General features: G+C 44.9%; 11 protein-coding genes. 6 read left to right on the top strand and 5 right to left on the bottom strand.

What is annotated here, in order from left to right:
* Positions 1-155 precede the first annotated feature (155 nt).
* The 5 genes from HMPREF1535_RS14165 to HMPREF1535_RS14145 form a co-directional block, all read right to left on the bottom strand.
* On the bottom strand, positions 156-1,010 hold the full coding sequence (locus HMPREF1535_RS14165) for a DUF7281 domain-containing protein (RefSeq protein WP_010800019.1): 855 nt from the start codon (positions 1,008-1,010) through the stop codon (positions 156-158).
* Complete coding sequence (locus HMPREF1535_RS14160; protein WP_046146650.1) at positions 1,007-4,672, bottom strand: ATP-binding protein; 3,666 nt, start codon at positions 4,670-4,672, stop codon at positions 1,007-1,009. The genes HMPREF1535_RS14165 and HMPREF1535_RS14160 overlap by 4 nt, the downstream gene beginning before the upstream one ends.
* Positions 4,656-5,216, bottom strand: coding sequence for a condensin complex protein MksE (locus HMPREF1535_RS14155; protein WP_007652590.1), 561 nt, complete (start codon positions 5,214-5,216; stop codon positions 4,656-4,658). Before HMPREF1535_RS14155 ends, HMPREF1535_RS14160 begins: the two co-directional genes overlap by 17 nt.
* Before the next feature lie 9 nt (positions 5,217-5,225).
* Positions 5,226-6,422: a hypothetical protein gene (locus HMPREF1535_RS14150; protein ID WP_007652588.1), complete on the bottom strand. Its 1,197-nt coding sequence runs from the start codon at positions 6,420-6,422 to the stop codon at positions 5,226-5,228.
* A gap of 73 nt (positions 6,423-6,495) precedes the next feature.
* Complete coding sequence (locus tag HMPREF1535_RS14145; protein WP_007652585.1) at positions 6,496-7,566, bottom strand: Fic family protein; 1,071 nt, start codon at positions 7,564-7,566, stop codon at positions 6,496-6,498.
* Between the two features lie 546 nt (positions 7,567-8,112).
* Between HMPREF1535_RS14145 and HMPREF1535_RS14140 the strand changes: the two genes are divergently transcribed.
* The 6 genes from HMPREF1535_RS14140 to HMPREF1535_RS25980 all read left to right on the top strand — a co-directional run.
* Complete coding sequence (locus tag HMPREF1535_RS14140) at positions 8,113-8,703, top strand: HU family DNA-binding protein (RefSeq protein ID WP_007652583.1); 591 nt, start codon at positions 8,113-8,115, stop codon at positions 8,701-8,703.
* 2 nt (positions 8,704-8,705) lie between these two features.
* A complete protein-coding gene (locus HMPREF1535_RS14135; RefSeq protein ID WP_007652582.1) occupies positions 8,706-12,788 on the top strand; it encodes a hybrid sensor histidine kinase/response regulator transcription factor in 4,083 nt (1,360 codons plus the stop codon).
* Positions 12,789-12,912: 124 nt separating this feature from the next.
* Complete coding sequence (locus HMPREF1535_RS14130) at positions 12,913-14,076, top strand: glycoside hydrolase family 88/105 protein (protein ID WP_046146649.1); 1,164 nt, start codon at positions 12,913-12,915, stop codon at positions 14,074-14,076.
* A 148-nt stretch (positions 14,077-14,224) separates the two neighbouring features.
* Complete coding sequence (locus tag HMPREF1535_RS14125) at positions 14,225-17,305, top strand: SusC/RagA family TonB-linked outer membrane protein (RefSeq protein WP_046146648.1); 3,081 nt, start codon at positions 14,225-14,227, stop codon at positions 17,303-17,305.
* A 19-nt stretch (positions 17,306-17,324) separates the two neighbouring features.
* On the top strand, positions 17,325-18,932 hold the full coding sequence (locus HMPREF1535_RS14120; RefSeq protein WP_007652576.1) for a RagB/SusD family nutrient uptake outer membrane protein: 1,608 nt from the start codon (positions 17,325-17,327) through the stop codon (positions 18,930-18,932).
* Positions 18,933-19,093: 161 nt separating this feature from the next.
* The coding region (locus HMPREF1535_RS25980; RefSeq protein ID WP_046146647.1) for an IS110 family transposase at positions 19,094-19,321 on the top strand (228 nt) is incomplete at its 3' end.

Here is a 19,321-nt window from a genome sequence, read left to right as displayed (position 1 = left end):
ATTAATCCCAGACAGGCTAATAATAAGGTTAAACTTAATACTCGTTTATTCATGATTTGTTAATTGAATGAGTTGCAAATATACTCCGGCATTCTTTTTTTCAGTAATAAAATCATCTCATTACCGATTAAGATTGTCTCTATTTACCTATAAAATCACTCAAAACGGATAAAAACCTCCTGGTCGAGTCCTCTTTTATGCTTATGGATCAGTCCTACCAACTTTTGAACTTCCGGCAACTCCAGACATTCGGGTGATAAGTTGAACGACTGCTTATCATATCTCTCCCGGCTTCCTCTATCCAACCACTCTTCTATATCATCCGGTACAAAATAATGAGCCTTCCCCGCCAGATAAGGTAAGTATTCATTACTGAAAACATTCAAACCTGCCGGATCAAAATCGCCGAAATGAAGATACGGATTCGGTATAGCAGCCAGCCAACGAATCAGGTCTTTGCTTTGTGTCTGAGGATAACGGCAAACAAACAGAGGCGTTATGTTATTGAACAGATAGGCTTGCTGACGGATATAACGAAAGTTCTCCGGATTCTCCATACCTACAACTGTCACTCCCGGATCAGGCACAAACGTTTCAAAATCGGAAATAAACAAATAACTACCCTCAACAGGTGAGACAACAAACGGTTTCTCGTTAAGCATAGATTGCAGTGGCTGGTAACAGTTCACACAGAAACCCTTAAAACTTCTTACCGGACGAATCTTTGTATCGCCTACCTGACGTGCTAAATCAGCACGGAGCAAGTCTTCCTTTTCCAGTGTTTCGACATAGAGCGATAGGTTACTTACATTGAAACGGTTGTAAAGAAAGTCATCGAGCGTAGCTTGATTCCTGACATAATAAGTTTTCCGACTCCCTTTCGGAAGGATTTGCAACACCTCTTCTTCCAGCAACAAAGCAGACAGTGCATTATTAAACTGGCTGGAAGGAAGCTTTTCTCCCCTCCCCAGCCGCTGCAATTTACGGGCATCCGCCAACGAGAGCTTCATGATTCGGCCTCCTTCCGGATCAAGCGTTTAACGACTGTGATATTCTGGCTGTCCTTATTTAATATATAGGTATAGCGATAATCCGTTGCCCGGTAGGAAGTAGGCGAACAATTGACCAGCAGGATATTGCGGCTGTTGGCAAAGTTGAGGATACCTTGTATGTTATTCGGATGCAACTTGCCGATCTCATCCATCATGCAATGCAGGCGGAAGTCGCTGAAACGGCGGGAGGCCTTTTCTTTGAACACATTGAGCAGCATGATATTAATCATCGCCTTGACTAGCACATCCGTCCCGTCGGAACCCACATTGGCCAGTTTTTCCACCCATCCGCTGTCGTTATCGTTCTCCACGATGCGGAATTGCAGGTCGAAGGTGTCGGACAGGGTTAGCTCCTTCTCGCTCGTCAGTGATAATTCCTTCACCAGCGATTGCAGATAACCGACTGCCTTCCGGTTGTTCTCCTCCTGTTTCTCAGCAGAGCCGGAGAAAAGGTCGAAACTTCCCAGGCTAAAAAGATGCTCCTCATTGAAATCGCGTATGGTCTGCATCAACTGCATGATCTTATTCTCACTCGGCATGGCACGAAGGGCGATGCTTTTGATTACTCCGGCAAAGTTGCGTTCCACAAAATCGTCGTTGATATCGTTGATCACCTTCTGTATAGCTCCTTCCCGCGACATCATATCCGAAACTTCCTTTCCGATCTGCCGAATAATATCGGTGTAAGCCTTATTGGAACGTTGCTCGAACTCGGCGATCTTGTCGTTGTCGATAAAGTCAGTCAGTTCAGAAGCGAAATCCATAAAATCATCCTGAGTCGTCAGGCGGGTACGGAAATGGAAGGTGTTCTGTTCGGAGAAATTGCCGGTGAAGCGGTTCACAGCCTCCCGCAAGTCTTTTTCCCATTCTATGATACGGTAATGGTTACGGATCAAGTCCTCTACCAGTATCTTACAACGCTTCCCCGTTTCCTTTTCCGCACCGGACAGCAGTTCGACCGGGCAGTCCTCCTGCTGGCAGAATTCTTTTGTCCGGCGGATATCCTCCCTCAGTTCCTCCAACGAACGGTTTAGGTCGTCCAGGACAGTCCGCTGTTCGCCCGCTTCACGAACCAGTGACAAACGTTTCTGTTCGTATTTCTCTTGTTCGCCGGCCAATTCCTTTTCTTTCAGTTGCTTGTCGTTACGAAACTCATCCATCCGGTCGATCAGTTCTCGTTTATCTTTGCGATATTCGATCACCAGCGTCCGGTTATCTTCTATGAAACGCAGTTCGTTTTCCAGTTTCCCGATCTGATCCGTCACCATCGTTATCCGGGAAGTATCTGCGCCTTCACCGGTCAATTCTTTGGCATACTCTTGTTGCAAGGCGAGCAATGCTTCTTTTAGCTTTGTTCCTGCGGCAGCTATTCCGACATGCAACAAAGCAGTAGCCGTTTCCACCTGTTCCGTTTCTTCTTTGATCCGCTGGCGAAACTCTTTCTCTTTGGCTTTGATCCGTTTATCCAGTATGGCAACCGACTTCTGCCATTCCTCTTCCGCCTCCATCCGTTGGGCGGTGACATGGCGCACTTTCTCTTCCAACTGCTGCAACAGAGTTGCCTTCTCGTCTGCCGCCTTTTGCTGCCAGGTGATCAGCGTTGCCGCCAGTTGCTGCAACTTCTTCTGGTGTTGTTCGTTGCGGTAATCCAGGCGAATCACTTCTTCCTTGTCCGCTTTTATCAAAGGCTGGTATTTCTTTTTGAGACGGACAGCCTCTTCTTCTTTGCGGACAGACAGGTCGTTGAACTGCTTTTTCAGTTCCTGTAACTGTGTCCGTAACTCCTGCTGTTCCTCTTCATATTCGCCAATGGTCTTCACCACTTTGCCGATCCCCGACAAATCAAGTTTGACACCGTAGAGTGTAGCGGATATCTTTTCCATCAACTGCGGACTGAGTCCGGTATGGAATAAGACCTGCTTCTCGTCGATCACCTTCCCGATCGTGTCTTCCCATCTGGGATATTCACGGTTCAGCCACTCATAGAGTGACCCCTGCCGGCTCTTCAGAAGAGTTGCAATCTCAGCGATATGGCGATCAGCCTCCTCTATTCGGCGTGACAGTTCTTTTTGAGCGGAAGCCGTTTCGCGTTCCAATGCTTGTCCTTCCAGCTCCCATTCGCGGGTGGTGCTTTTTATACGGCGGTTGCAAGTTTCTTTCTTCAGCATATCTTCCTTGATCTCTCCTTGCAACGCTGCTTGCTCTTCTTTACAGCTGCGAATTTCTTTTTCATAGAACACCTGATGGCCAATCTCCACTTTCCGGATCGCCAACGCAGAAAGTTCCTCCTTCTTCCGGTCAATCTTTCCGCGGGCGCTGTTCACCTTTTCTTCCTCCTGCTCCTTTATTTCGCGGATCAGTTGTTCCTGTTGTTTGAGAAGTTGCTCTTTCTTCTCAAAGAGCCGTTGTTGCAGACCGATCACCTCCGTCTCTTTGGTATTTTTGAATGTCGTGAATTGAGCCTTCTCCTGCTCTTCCAGCAAAGCAAACTTCTGGCGGATATGTGTAAAACGGTCTGTCAGGACACGCAACTGTTCTTCCAACCCAGCCTTTTTACCCGCGACACTTTCACGAGCGTTTACCCGTTGTTCAATCTCCGTGATATTCAGTTGTTCATATCGTTTCTTCTGTTCACGGGCCTGCTGCAACTTTTCGTTCAACTGTTTGATATCGGATACGATCTGTATTTTCTTCTCTTGGTATTTATTCGCCAGTTCGCTCAATTGCATTTCCGTCTTTCTCAACTTTTCCTGTTGCTCGGAAAGATGTCGTTCACGAACGGGAAGTTCTTCGCCGGCAAGACGATAAGCAAAGTTCAGTTCGTGTGACAGTTCCTTCCGCTCCTGTTCATGGTAAAGCAACGTACGATGCACATCGATGACTTTCTCCGCCTGTTTACGTACCAGTACATTTCCGTTCCTGTCCTTTGCATGCCACAGGCTGATGTCCTTATATTCTTCCTCGAATCCTTTGAGATGATCAGCATATTGACTCAGATCAATCGTCGCATTTTCTTCGCTCAGTGACATGATGATCGTATCTTTAATAAATGAGGCTTCCAGTTTTGAATTAAGGAAAACATTCTGTATCGTACGAGGAATATTCTGATACTGGCAGCTTTCGGTGATGGCAAACTTGCGAAATTCGGGCGGCAGTCCCTTGTTATTCCCGAAGATGATATTCCGGTATTCTTCGTATTTCTCGATCTTTCGGCTATAATACACCTTACGACCCAATGCTTCGCGTATCTGATCCCAACCGTCGAAGGCACGCCCCTCCGGGGAAATAAAGAAATCCTTGTCGTAGGCAATATCGAGGAAACGAAAACAGGCACGTCCCTGCGAACGGAACGCCATCACCAGATAACAACCCTCATCGCGCTTTACTTCGTAAATCACATATGAATTGGCATACGGGAAATAGTATTCGTCGAAACTTTTCTTCTCTTTCGAAATTCCCAGTTTCATCTTATCCGCATTATAGAAAAAGAGCAAGGCACGCAGCACGGTACTCTTCCCCACTCCCTGGGTTCCGATGAAATGTACATTGCCGTCGACTGGGATATCGGCATAATTCACCCGGGCGCTGTTGATAAAAACAATTCTATTCAGGTATCTCATTTTGCGTTTCTTCTGGTATATTGATACAGGTTACTAATTCTTCCAGATAATTAAAAGCGGCAACAACCTTATAGGTCGATGTGATCTCGTTCTCCAACTCGATGAACCCGTCACGTTTCAGATCGTTCAGTACCTTTTCGAGTATCTCGTCCTGCTTCTCCTTTCCCGTATATTTCTTTAGTCCGCCGAGCTTCTCCTTCAGCTCCGCATCCAGTTTGAGACGCACCAGAATATCGGACGGCTGGAAACGGAAACCGGGGGCAAACGCATTATCATACGTTTTGACAAAGTCGAGCACATCGATCCACCGCATGGCGATTTCCAGCTTACGTTCCAGTTCGGCACGGGTTTCGCGGCGGGCAAAATAATAGTACTCGTTGCCGCTTTCGAGGAAAAAGTTGATCGAAGCGTAATGTTCATAGAGTTCCGTAAGGTTCCCGTCTATCTGGTTGTAAAGCTGGCGGATATGCGGATCGGTACTATCCGACGAGATAAATCCGCCCTTGCTCAATAACTCGAATATTTCAGCAGTCTGTTTAATCATAGTTCATATTTATTTAGGATACACCAAAGTATATTCGACCCCATAGGCCGAAGCATACCGGTCAGTGACCGAACAATCGTCGTAATACTGAGAGATAATCTGGCAGTAGAAGGTGATACGCTCGTCAATATCTACCTCTTTCGGAAAGTGGTAAGTCATCACGAAAGTGAACAGGTCGCTACCCGAAGCCAGAAACGCGTTCTTCACCTCTTCCAGATTGATAAATATTTCTTCCGTCGTCTGCGTCACAAGATAATCACCGGCAATGTTACCAGCAATCTTCTTCGCCTGGCGGCCATTTTTCTTCACACGGACAAATACTTTACGGATACTTTCCACCACATCGTCGCCGCTGCGCAGATAATCGACCGACAAACGAAGCGGATAAGTGGGCGACGGCTCGAAGCAAACGGGATCTTTGGCTGCCAGAACTTCGCGGATATTCGTCTTGCTTTCCAGCTCAAACTGGTCTTTCAGGTATTTCAACTGGCGAACTTTTACCAATATCCGGCTCTGATACTCGATTTGGTTCAAATAACTGATAATCTGTTTCTGGATCTCGATCAGGTTGTGGCTGCATTCGTAAAACTGAAGTCTCAGCATATCAGTAATATGCCCCAGTTCCTCATCCGTAGCAATACAGAAAAAGGCTTCCTCATTTCCGTTGATAAGTTCCTCTGTCGTCCGGATCAACGCTTCAATACCTTCGCGCTTTTCATCGAGGCGCACCAGCTTCTGTTTCTTTATCTTATAATTGGGTTCGCTTTTAAAGGTATTATCAACATTCCGTTTCAGGTCGATCACATTGCGAAGAGTGGTGACGGCGATGTTACGCAGTGTCCGTTTGATATTCCGCAGATAGCTGTATCGCTGTGTCTCGTTGTTTTCCTGAAGGAAATAGGATATCGTATCTTTCAGATAAGTGATATGTTCATGGACGAACGAAATATTGATCTCCTCGTTCACCTCCAGTATCTGTTCGAAGAATTGCAGATAGGAATCTTCCAGTTCGAGAAACGAACCGTTCTCCCTGACGACCTCCGAATCGACCAGTTTCCGGATGCGTTCTTCCTTATAGTCCACCAAAGCCAGCGCATCCTCATAACGAAACGAAAGTATCTTCCGCTTCGCAAACAGCTCTTTCAACAACCGTTGTTCGCGACTAAGCGTTTTGAGGAGTTCTTCTATAGAATGAAATGCAGGCATAGGGGTATGATGTTTTTAATTAATTGATCTTAATTCGTTAGATTGTACCACCATTTTCGATTGTACCACCATTTTAAGTGGTACAATTGATTAAGACGTGCCAACGTCCACGTGTTCCACCCTCACGCTTAATGTACTCTTTATTCTGTAACTCCTTTATTTCTTTCTGAACAGCCGATTTGTTTATAGTAAGTGCGTCAGATAATTCACGCACCGTAATCTTAGGGTTAGAAGATATCTGCTCTATTATTTTTTCAGTAACAGGTCTTCTGAACAAAATGACTTCACCATTCATATACCACAATTTACCGGAATGCCGGTGAATAATTTTAAGTCCGATATCAAGTTCCTCCTCCAAAACATGCTTCATATAATTAATAAACGGCTTTATTTGTCCAAACGAAGCCTTAGCACCTTCGGCTGGGATGGAGCCGACAGCCGCATCCGCTGCACTTAGAGCACGTAAATAGTTCGCTTTATCCTTTGTTTTAATTACAATCATTGGGTAATTATGACGGGAAAGAATGTAGTTCACCATCAATCTGGCTATACGACCGTTTCCGTCCTCAAAAGGGTGGATACGAATATACCGATAATGGAACACGGCTGCCAACTCTATCGGAGACATCTCTCCGGCCACTTCCGCTTTATTATACCATTGTACCAAATCATTCATTAAAGCCGGTGTTTCTTCCGGGGAAGCATATTCAAAAGACTCTCCGGTAACGGTTATTACGGAATTAGGACGAGTTTTATAACATCCGGCATGAATGACGTACGAAGTCGTTGTCCCATCAGGCAATCTGCGATAAACAGTATAATCTTCGCGTAAAAGAGTATGATGAAGTTGGCGGATAAAGGTTTCCGTCAAAGGATGAATCTTTTCTGCAGCTTCTACTTGCATCATTTTCAGGCCGACATTATGTGCTTTCATTTCTTCCAAGTCTTTCATGTTGGCTTCGCCGATCACTTTCCCAAATAGCAATAAAAGTTCTGTCTGGCCATAAGTCAGCGTATTTCCTTCCATATGATTGGAATTATAGTTGAATTCCAACATGAATTTCTGATTCAAACGAATACTGTCTTCTTCTTTCAATGGCTGCAAAGATAACCATTCGCCATAAAGTTTCTCTATATTGTCCATAACCGTTCCTTTTTCAATCTCCTGATTCGTTCTTTCAGATACAGTTACCGAAGAATCCCCAATAGTTGAATTCGCTTGCAACTGAATTGCAAATCTAATAAAATAATCTTATTCCCCCATTGCCACCACCAGTTATTGATAATCGTCCTGCCATCTTTTCCTTTAAGTCCCCAAAGCAGACGACGAAAACAGAAAAGAGTATCCTATTGATACCGGTCAAAAACAAAGAAAGCGTACTACAGATATTCAATCTCTTCGGGAAGCTGCTGGACGGCAAGTAGGAGACAATAAAAAATATCCCCTTCAAAGATACAGGTTGTCCCTATATTAAGTATCTTTGGTGCTGAAGAAAAGATTGTCCGACGGATGTCGAACAGTTAGCCGACTCTTGTCAGACAGCTGTTCCACCTCCGTCGAACAGCTGTTTTACAGGGGTCGGACAAACCTTTTGTACCGATATAAGTAAGATTATATCGGTTATAATTGAGATTATGTCCGGAACAAGGTTGATTACAACCGGGATATCACACTTAAACAACACTGCCTATGTCAGCCACTTATAACCTATTTAAGAATCCGGGGAAGGGAGATAATCTTCATGCTCGTCAGGTAAACCAGTACACCGTGCGCATCGATGCGCTTTGCGAAGAGATTTCCCAGATCAGTTCTTTCTCTTCTTCGGATGTAAAAGGAGTGCTGGAAGCACTGAAAAGCCGGATTGCCTTTCACCTGAAATATGGGGATATCGTCGAACTGGAAGGGTTGGGTACGTTCAATGCCTCCCTGAAATGTCCGTCTCTGCCCACAGAAAAACAGATCACACCTCATCTGGTGAGGTTCAACAAAGTAGTGTTCCGCTGCTCCAACGAACTGAAGAAGGAGTTGCGTTATATGAAAGTGGAACGGGCCGACGAACCAAGCCGTCTGAAAGGATACACGGAAGAGAAGCGGAAAACGAATATATTGAATTACATACAGCAAAACAACACGATCTCTACCCTCGAATGCCGTTCCATCAATGGTTGCTCGAAGTATATCGCCTTGAAAGATCTCCGGACATTGTTGGATGAGCAAAAGATTGTCCGTTTGGGGTATCGCGCCAATGCACAATATGGCCTAAAAACCAGGGAGGAATAAATATGGGAGTTATCTACAGACTGATGCTTACCCTGATCCTGTCCCTGCACCTCATCACTATATATGCAGAAAACGAAAACCCTTTCTTTTTTTCCCATCTCGGTGTTGAAGACGGGCTTTCGCAGGTATCTATTCTCAGTATATTTCAGGATTCGGAAGGATACATATGGTTCGGGACACGTAACGGAGCAAACCGTTACGACGGTTATGAATTTAATGTATACCAGAACGAAGTAAATAACCCGGCATCGATCAGTGACAATTATATCCGTAAGATAAGTGAAGACAAAGACAAAAATATATGGATAGGGACTTCCAACGGAGTCAATTGCATCGATTACAGGACACAGCAGATTTCCCGCTTCTATCCGCAGGCCATCAATCCGCAGATAACAACGAATGCTGTCAATAACTTTCTCCGCCATGCAGACGGTGAGTTATATGCTTTCACCACACGGAGCATATTAAAATGCAATTCTGACAAAACTGTAGAGGAAATGCCCTATCTGACAGAAATGAAATCACCGATCCATTCTGTTGCCCAGGATAGTGACGGAGATATTTTCATCGGAACAGAAGATAAAGGACTGTACATTTTCACTTCCGGCTGGAAGCTGAAGAAACATTATTTACCGGACAGTTCTAATAATCAGCAAACATTACCCATCAGTACAATATCGGCCTTATTACCGGGACCCGGTAATACTGTTTTCATTGGTACCAATGAAAACGGATTGTGCCTCTACAATAAAAAGGAGCAGACTTTCACCCGTTTGAACACGGATAATTCGGGGTTAAACAATAATTCAGTCCGCCACCTCACCGTATTGAGCAAGGACTCTGTCTTGATAGGGACTTTCAGAGGACTGAATATACTAAACACCCAAAACATGATTATCACTCCGATCAACATGGATATGAAGGCAAAAGGAGCACTCAGCCATTATTCCATCCATAGCATGCTGATCGACCGTGACCAAACATTATGGGTAGGGACCTACTCGGCCGGAGTCAATTATCACAGTCCTTTTTACAGGCCAGCTTCCTTTATCACCACCAACTCTTTTGCCGGTATTATTGGACAAGGACGGGAAGACAGCAACGGGAATATGTGGTTCGCAACGGAAGGGGCCGGATTACTTTACTATAATCCACGCACCGAAGAACAAAAACTCTACCCCATCAAGCCTTTACAGGCCGGGAATTATGAAATAAATATCCTTAAATCCATCTTGATACAAGGAGATTCCATTCTATGTTCCACCCACTTCGGCTCAGTCTATCTCTTTTCCATCCGGAACAAGCAGTACAAAAAAATACATGATTATAAATATAATGACATCAATACATTATATATAGACAACAAACAGCGGCTGTGGATACCAACCAATACGCCCGACCAAACCGTCATGGCCGATAAAGAAAAAACAACGAGTTATTTTAATGTAAACGGTCATAAAAAACAATTCAGGGGAATCTGTCTGATTAAAGAGCTGGAACCGGATGTCTTCTTATTCGGAGCAATATCCGACAGTGTTTTTGTGTACGACATGAACAAGGAAACGGCTACCGACCTTACTTCCCTGCTCCAGAACGGCGATAAGAGAAAACGGTTGGGAAGTATATCGGGTGCCTTGAAAGATGACAACCAATTCATTTGGATAGCCACTACGAAAGGAGGTCTGTTCCGCCTCGACAGCAACCTGAATCTGATACAAAACTACCAGAAAGAAAACGGGTTATCAGAAAGTTATATCAATTCACTTTCGATCGATAAAAACGGAGATATATGGGTCGTTACCGGTAAAGAATTATATAAGTTAAACCGTCCTGAAAACAAATTCGAGCTGGTAAAACCGGTCGACAGTCCGACACAGGAATACTCATTATATGCAAACAATTGTGTATCAAACGACGGGACCCTCTATTTCCCGGGGAACCAGGGTATCCTGGCCATCAACCCGCAAAAAGTAATAACAAATCCAAACAGACCTCCTGTCTATGTCACCTCACTACTGATAAACAGTCAGGAAGACCCGGAAGGCCTGCCGACTTACCAGGAGTTATTGCCTTTGCAATATAATAACACCATCACGTTAAAAGCCAGCCAGGGTAATATCACCATCCGCTATTCAGCCCTCAACTTTATCCACTCCGAAGACAACTCATATGCCTATATGATGGAAGGGGCCGACCATAACTGGCATAATATCGGCAACCGTCGGGAGGCTTACTATAGTAATCTGTCACCCGGCAAATATACCTTTCGAGTAAAAGCGGCAAACAACGACGGCATCTGGAACCCGGAAGAAGCGATACTACAGATTACCGTAAACCCTCCTTTTTACAAAACATGGTGGGCTTATTCGCTTTACCTATGTATCTTATCGTTAATTATTACGCTAATTATCCGTTGGCAACATCGTAAACACGAACGGGAACGGGAGGAAAAATACAGACAACTGGAACAGGAACGAATGAACGAACTGCATGAAGAACGCATGCGGATGTTCACCAACTTTTCCCATGAGTTAAGAACTCCCCTCACATTAATCATCAATCCGCTGAACGATCTTCTCCAACGGGTAACTTTCTCACCCGAAGTAAAAGACGCTCTGCAACTGATTAAAAAAAATACGGGCCGGATGCTGCTGCTGGTAAATAACCTGATGGATATCCAGAAATATGAGGCCGGCAAGACGATCCTTCAAAAGACCCGGTTCAACTTCTCGACCTTTATGAATGAAATGTATCGTTCATTCGAGAGTGTGGCAACCAACCGGGAGATCACTTTCAGATTAGAAAACAAGTTACCGGAATCATTCTTCACTTGCTATGACGAAGCTGAGATCGAAAAAGTCTTTTTCAATCTGCTATCCAACGCTTTCAAATTCACTCCTTCCGGAGGGCAGATCACCATCACGATCCGACAGATAGCACAAAATGACTGCGAAGGCTTACCGGTTTTTCCTGAAGACGAAGCATCGATACTGATTGAAAACAGTTATCTCTTTATCGAAATAACAGATACCGGAAAAGGATTCAATCAAAAAGATGCAGAAAAAATATTCGAACCGTTTTACCGGGCGAAAGGAGATATTCATAAGCAAGTCTCCGGCACCGGTATCGGACTCAGTCTGACCCGTTCCATCGTCCAACAACACCAGGGATGTATCTGGGCGGAAAGCATCGAAGGAGAAGGAACTCATTTCATGATACTCTTGCCGGATACGGAAAAACAGAAAGTGCAGACTGACGAAGTCCCTGCATCACGCCCATCGGAAATCAGTAAAAAGGTAGCTTTGCTGGTTGAAGAAACGGAAACCCGCAATAAGCAAATCATCTTGTTGGTAGACGACAACCAGGAAGTTTTGGAATACCTGGAACAACAACTCCAGCACGATTATATTGTCATGAAAGCTATCAACGGCAAGGATGCCCTTGAACAGATAGACAAGACTTATCCTCATATCGTCATCAGCGATGTCATGATGCCGGAAATGAACGGACTGGAGCTATGCCGGAGGATCAAAGAAGATCAGAACTTCTGCCATATCCCGGTAATCTTATTAACAGCCAAGTCGATGGTTTCTCAAATCGAAGAAGGACTGGAGGCCGGTGCGGACGACTATATCGTCAAACCGTTCCATGTCTCCTTGCTGAAAGCCCGTATAAAGAACATCCTCTCACTCCGGGAGAAAATGAAGAACCTATACGGAGAATCTTTGACTTTGAAACAGCTCGGTGTGGAAAAGCCGGAAGAAGACAACGACTTCCTCAACCGGTATATAGAAATTGTAAAAGCCAATATATCCAATCAGGAACTGGACGTCTCCGTCATCTACCAGGCGCTGGGTATGAGCCGGGCAAACTTTTACCGGAAGGTAAAAGCCGTTACAGGCTTATCTCCTATTGAACTTATCAAGAACATACGCCTGGAAGCCGGAGCCAAACTACTTAAAGAATCGAACATGAATGTTTCTGAAGTAGCCCAGCATATCGGCTTCAGCAGCCGTTCTTATTTCGCCCGGAGCTTCAAAGCGGTATACGGAATGTCGCCTACCGAATACCAGGAAAGTAAATAAAACGACATAGTAATTCTGCTTATCAGCAGCCTGAGACATTTATACTCTCTTTTGGGATAATTGTACTTATCCGGAAACAGGTTCTTTTATTCTTTTGACGTTGTTAATTTTAATAGAAGAACCTATGTATTCAATGTCATTAAAACACATGGCTGCCCTGGCTAGTCTCAGCGCCGCCACTTTGTTGCCCGGAAATCTGAACGCACAACCGGCACCCGTTCCTTTTACTGAACAAAACACGGCTACGCCGGACAAGCAGGAAATCCTTTCCATTGCCCGGAAGGTGGCCGACTGGCAGATCAAGGAGTTTTCCAATAACAAATATGCCGTCAAAGAGCCGAAAGGCTGGATAGCAGGCGCCCTTTATATGGGAATGTTCGACTGGGCGGAACTCAGCGGTGACAATCAGTATTTCGACTGGCTGAAAAAAGTATTCAACCGCCAGCACTGGCAGGTAGCCGACCGTATGTACCATGCCGATGATGTTTGTGTTTCGCAAACCTATATCGATATGTATACTAAGTATAAGGAAGACAAAATGCTCCTCCCCACTACGGCACGTATCGACTGGGTTATCAACAACCCGTCCAATGGCGGTCTGGATATCGACTATAGCAAACCGCTTTCCTACGAAAGATGGTCATGGTGCGATGCCCTATTTATGGCTCCGGCTGTCTATACCCGGCTGTACACACTTACCGGAAACAAAAAATACATGATATTTGCCGACGCTGAATTCAAAGCGACCTACAACCATCTGTATGATAAAGACGACAAACTATTCTTCCGCGACAGCCGTTATTTCGGCCAGCAGGAGGCCAATGGGAAAAAGGTATTCTGGGGACGCGGTAACGGTTGGGTTATCGGCGGACTGGCTGAGATATTAAAAACACTTCCAGCCGAAGATACCGAATACCGTCCTTTCTATCTCCAATTATTCAAGGAGTTAAGCGAAAGCCTCGCCAATCTGCAAAACAAAGACGGCTTCTGGCACGCCAGCCTCCTGGACCCGGACAGCTATCCTTCACCCGAAACAAGCGCCACCGGATTTATCGTTTACGGACTGGCTTACGGTGTCAACCAGGGATACCTTCCGGCAGACAAATACCTTCCGGTTATTCAAAAAGGATGGAATGCACTCGTTTCTGCGGTTGAACCGGACGGCAAACTGGGTTGGGTACAACCGGTCGGAGCCGACCCGCGAAAAGTGACCCGCGAGATGACGGAACTATACGGAACCGGAGCTTTCCTGATGGCCGCCTGCGAGATGTATAAATTTAACAAATAAAACCATATAAAATACATGTTTTTTAGCTTATCGAGACAAAAATACACCATTTTGAGACGTTTTTGCCCACACACCAAACCCGCTTTTTATTCTTTTGACAAAAAATTAGTGACATAACTTTATTTTTACAACTTAAATTATTACAAGTATGAACAAATCTTACAACGCCCTCCCTCCTCAAAAGAGGAAGGCAGCAGGGAGAAAGAACAGATTTCTTTCTTTATTAATCATTCTTCTTACATCTTTATCCGTGCAGGTATTTGCACAAGATGTCAGAATAACTGGTACTGTTATTGGAGAGGCCGACAAATTTCCGATTATCGGAGCAAACGTATTGGTAAAAGGTACTACTATCGGTACCATTACCGATGTAGATGGTAAATTTTCTCTTGATGTTCCTCAAAACGCAACCCTGGTAGTCTCTTACATCGGTTGCCAGACGCAAGAGATTAAAGTGACAGGAGCTAAAACATTGAACATTGCTATGAAAGACGATGCAATTGGATTGGAAGATGTTGTTGTTATCGGTTACGGTTCACAGAAAAAGTCTGACCTTACCGGTGGGATTGTTGCCGTAGGAGAAGAAAAACTCCAGATGGTAACGACCAACAACCTGTTGGACAAACTTGCCGGACAGGTAGCAGGTCTGAACATCACGACAAGTAAAGCCAGTCCGACCGAAGACCAGACACTGCGTGTTCGTGGTGAAAACTCACTGACTGCCGACAACGCTCCGTTGGTTGTATTGGATGGTATCCCTTACAGCGGTTCGCTGGGTGACATCGATCCGAACATCATTGAAAACATGTCTGTACTGAAAGATGCCTCTTCGGCAGCGATCTACGGTTCACGTGGTTCTAACGGTGTTATCCTGATCCAGACTAAAAAAGGAAAGAAAGGTGCCGCCTCTGTTTCCTACAAAGGTCAGATCGGTTTCTCACAGCCGGAACGTCATATCAATATGATGAACGGTACGGATTACATCAAGTATCTGCAAGCGCAGTATGCAGTATGGAAAGGCATTGAAAACCCGACCGTCGATGACGTATTAAGAGCGATTGAAAAAGAAAACTACCAGAATGGCATCGAAACGGACTGGCAGGATATGATCTTCCGTACAGCCCTGACTAACAGCCACCAGATCAGCATTTCCGGAGGTACGGATGCAACGACTTATATGGCATCTATCTCCCGCCTGAATCAGGAAGGAGTTGTTAAAGATACCGGCGTAAAACGTACGAATATCTCTTTGAATATCACCCAGAAACTGGGTAGCTGGCTGACAGTGGGTATGGGAACCCAAGCAATCCAGAAAGATTACGGTGGCATACAGGCCGGTATCTCCGATGCTATGCTTCAGTCTCCTTACGGTAAGATGTACAACTCTGACGGTTCTATGCGCGACTATCCGATGGATGAAACATTACACCCGAACCCATTCGCCAACGAAAAAGCAACCAGCGATAAGGTGACCCGCAACATTTTCATCTCTACTTTTGCAGAAGCAATGTTGCCGGTAAAAGGTTTGTCTTTCCGTACAAATTTCGGTTACAACTACCGCTCTAAATTCGAAGGTGAATATTACGGACGTAATACCCTGACCGGACGTGCACAGAACGGTTCTGCCAAAATTTTGAACCAGCATTACTGGGATTATACCTGGGAAAACCTGTTGAAGTACAACCGTGAATTCGGGAAACATAAGATCGATGCTACAGCCTTGTTCAGTATGCAGCAAACCAATACGCAGCAATCGGAACAATCCGGTACGAGCTTCGTAAACGACGATTCCGAATACCATAACATGGCGGGAGCAGAAAACAACAAGACACTCAAGTCCGAACTGACCGAAACAGCAATGTTGTCATACATGTTACGTGTTAACTACAACTATGCCAACAAATATCTGTTGACTCTTACCGGACGTTCCGATGGCTATTCCGCTTTCGGTGAAAACAATAAATATGCATTCTTCCCGTCTGTAGCCGGAGCATGGAACATTTCACAAGAAGATTTCATGGAATCGACTGCCGACTGGTTAAGCATGTTGAAAGTACGCCTGTCATGGGGTTCGAACGGAAACCAGGCCATCAAGGCTTACCAGACACTGGACCGTCTGTCGCTGACGACTTATATCTGGGGTGACAAAGGTACGACAGTCAACGGCGCATTTCTGCCTTACGACGGTGTCGGCAACCCGAACCTGAAATGGGAAACAACCCGTACGATCAATGCCGGTATCGACTTCAGCTTCCTGAACAACCGCCTGTCCGGTAATATCGACTTCTATGTTGCCAATACGTCCGACCTGTTGATGAAACGTACTGTTCCTATCATGAACGGATACAACTCAATCATGGACAACGTGGGTAAAACCCGCAACACCGGTGTAGAAATCGTATTAAACTCCGTAAATGTTGAAACAAAAGACTTCCGTTGGGGATCTACTTTCAACTTCGCCCTGAACCGCGATAAGATCATCGAACTGCGTGGTGATGGCAACGACGACTTGACCAACAAATGGTTTATCGGCGAACCGGTAAGAGTACATTACGATTACGATGTAATCGGTACCTGGCAGGAAAACGACCAGTTTGTTATAAACGGTCATACAATCTCCTGGGATGCAACTCAGAAAAAATACCTGAACGAAGATGGCGTTGAATATCAGAAAGGTGCAGCACCGGGTTCAGCCAAACTGGCGGACCGTGACGGCGACGGTGTGATTACCGCAAAAGATAAAAAGATCATCGGCTCCAAACTTCCGAGTTTCACCATGTCTCTGGGTAACACGATCAATTATAAGGACTTCACCTTCTCATTCCTGTTCAACGGCGTATTCGGCGTGACTAAGGAAATGCAAGACTACAACTTTGAACGTTGGGGACTCGGATACAATTACATCGACGGTATGGATTACTGGACACCGGAAAACCCGACCAACGAAATGACCTCTCCGGGTTATGTACCTTACGACAAACATACATTCTATAAAAAGATGAATTATGTTCAGTTGAAAAATATCACACTGGGCTATAATATCCCGCAGACAGCTTTAAGCAAAATCGGTATTGCCGCTCTGAATATAAATGCAAGTATCAATAATGTATGTACATTCAGCAACGTGAAAAATGCATTGAACTATGATGGTACGGATACAAATGCGAATATCATTTACACCTATCCGACCGCCCGTTCATATATGTTAGGTTTAAATCTTACTTTCTAATCAATAAATGAATACAGATATGAAAAATATATTGAAAGTTGCCGCAGCAACATTTTTACTACTTTCAGGAACTGCGTGTTCCGACTTCCTGGATGAAGACCTGAAAAAAGAATTGGCACCGGATAATACCTACACCAGTACTTATGGTTTCCAGGTGGGTGTAAACGGTCTGTATGGCTGGGCCCGTTCCGAGTTCAACACATGGGGAGGCGGTACGGCTTCGCTAAGCCAGGCTTGTCCGTACGAAGCATTCCAAGTGGCGACCGATATCGTTTATACCGGTCATAAAGACGGTTCCCTGCTTCCATTCGAGAACCTGTCTTATACATCTTCCACGACATTCGTCGAAAACTACTGGAAATGGTCGTACGGCCTGATTGCCAACGTAAACGAATTGCTTACTTATGCCGATAAAAATGAGAACTGGACTGCTCCGACCGATAAAGCCGGTTTTCAGGCAGAAGCCCGCTTCTTCCGCGCTTATGCTTACCGCTACCTGACTTATCTGTATGGTGACGTTCCTTATGTAGATAAAATCGAAGGACAATTCCGCACTGACTTTACACGGACACCGAAAGCGGAAGTGCTCGGACATATGATAGACGATTTGAAGTTTGCTTCAGAGAATCTGCCGGAAAACCCGGATAATATATCCGACGTCGGCAAATTGACGAAATGGGCAGCCATCCACCTGTTATCGGAAGTTTATCTGATGGCCGGAGAATATGCTAAAGCAGAAGAAGCAGCCCTGCAGGTTATCAATTCAGGTTATTTCCATTTGATGAATGAACGTTTCGGTGCACAGAAAGACCAGCCGGGCGATGTATTCTCAGACATGTTCCTCGAATACAATCAGAACCGTACATCCGGTAATATGGAATCCATCTGGGTTATGCAGCTTGAATACGACACCAACGGCGGTGGCGGCAAATACGAAGACTGGACAAAACGTGCATGGGTTCCCAAATACTGGAACGAAACTGGTTTTACATTATGTGACTCATTGGGTGGACGTGGTCTGGCTCAGATCGTTCCGTTCAAATGGTGGATCGATGAAGATGGTTTCTATACAGCCAATGATGTGCGTAATTCAAAATACAACATTAAGAGAACCTGGTATTATAACAACCCTGAAACCCCGGAATTGCTGGGTAAGGAAGCGCCTGTTACGGAAAGTACATGGTCAAAATGTACCATTTATCCGGTTATCACGAAGTTCTTCTATGGAAAGACCGATGACAGCCCGAGTTATGAAGGAAACAACAAAGACCGTATGAAATTCCGTCTGGCAGAGACCTATCTGCTGTTGGCTGAAGCCCGTATCCGTCAGAACAATGCCAGTGGTGCCGCCGAAGCGATCAACGTAGTCCGCAAACGTGCCGGAGCACCGGACATCACAGCATCACAAGCAACAATGGACTTCCTGCTGGATGAACGTATCCGCGAATTGGTTGGCGAAGAACTGCGCCGTCTGACATTGGTTCGTACCGGTAAACTGGTAGAACGTACCAGAAAGTACAACTCTTACAGCAACAAAATAGACGAACACCATGCTTTATGGCCGATTCCGCAGACAATCATCGACTCCAATACAGGAGCTGATTTCCCACAGAACACTGGTTATTAATCTATAACCGATAAGGGACATTTACAGACAATGTACTTGTCCCTTATTATTTATTAAAATTTATGTATCATGAAACATCCATGAAATAAATTTCGTCCAAGAGAATGTAAATAGGGGGGTATTGTTTACTTTAGTGTCATTCACTCGAAAAAACGAATGCAATGAAAACAGTACCTTTTGAACAAGTCATCCTCCGGGGTTGTGGAATAGATGTCCACAAGGACATGGTAGTTGCTACGATAAGTGGCGAAGGTCTCAAAACTGAAACCCGCAGTTACAAGACCTTCAGTAGTTCTTTGACAGAATTAAAAGAATGGTTATTATCCAGTGGCATTACGCATGTAGCCATGGAAAGTACCGGTGTTTACTGGAAGCCGGTTTATAAGATT

Origin of the sequence: Parabacteroides goldsteinii DSM 19448 = WAL 12034, assembly GCF_000969835.1 — a bacterium.
Classification (GTDB): Bacteria; Bacteroidota; Bacteroidia; order Bacteroidales; family Tannerellaceae; genus Parabacteroides; species Parabacteroides goldsteinii.
This window is presented reverse-complemented; position numbering and strand designations above follow the sequence as displayed.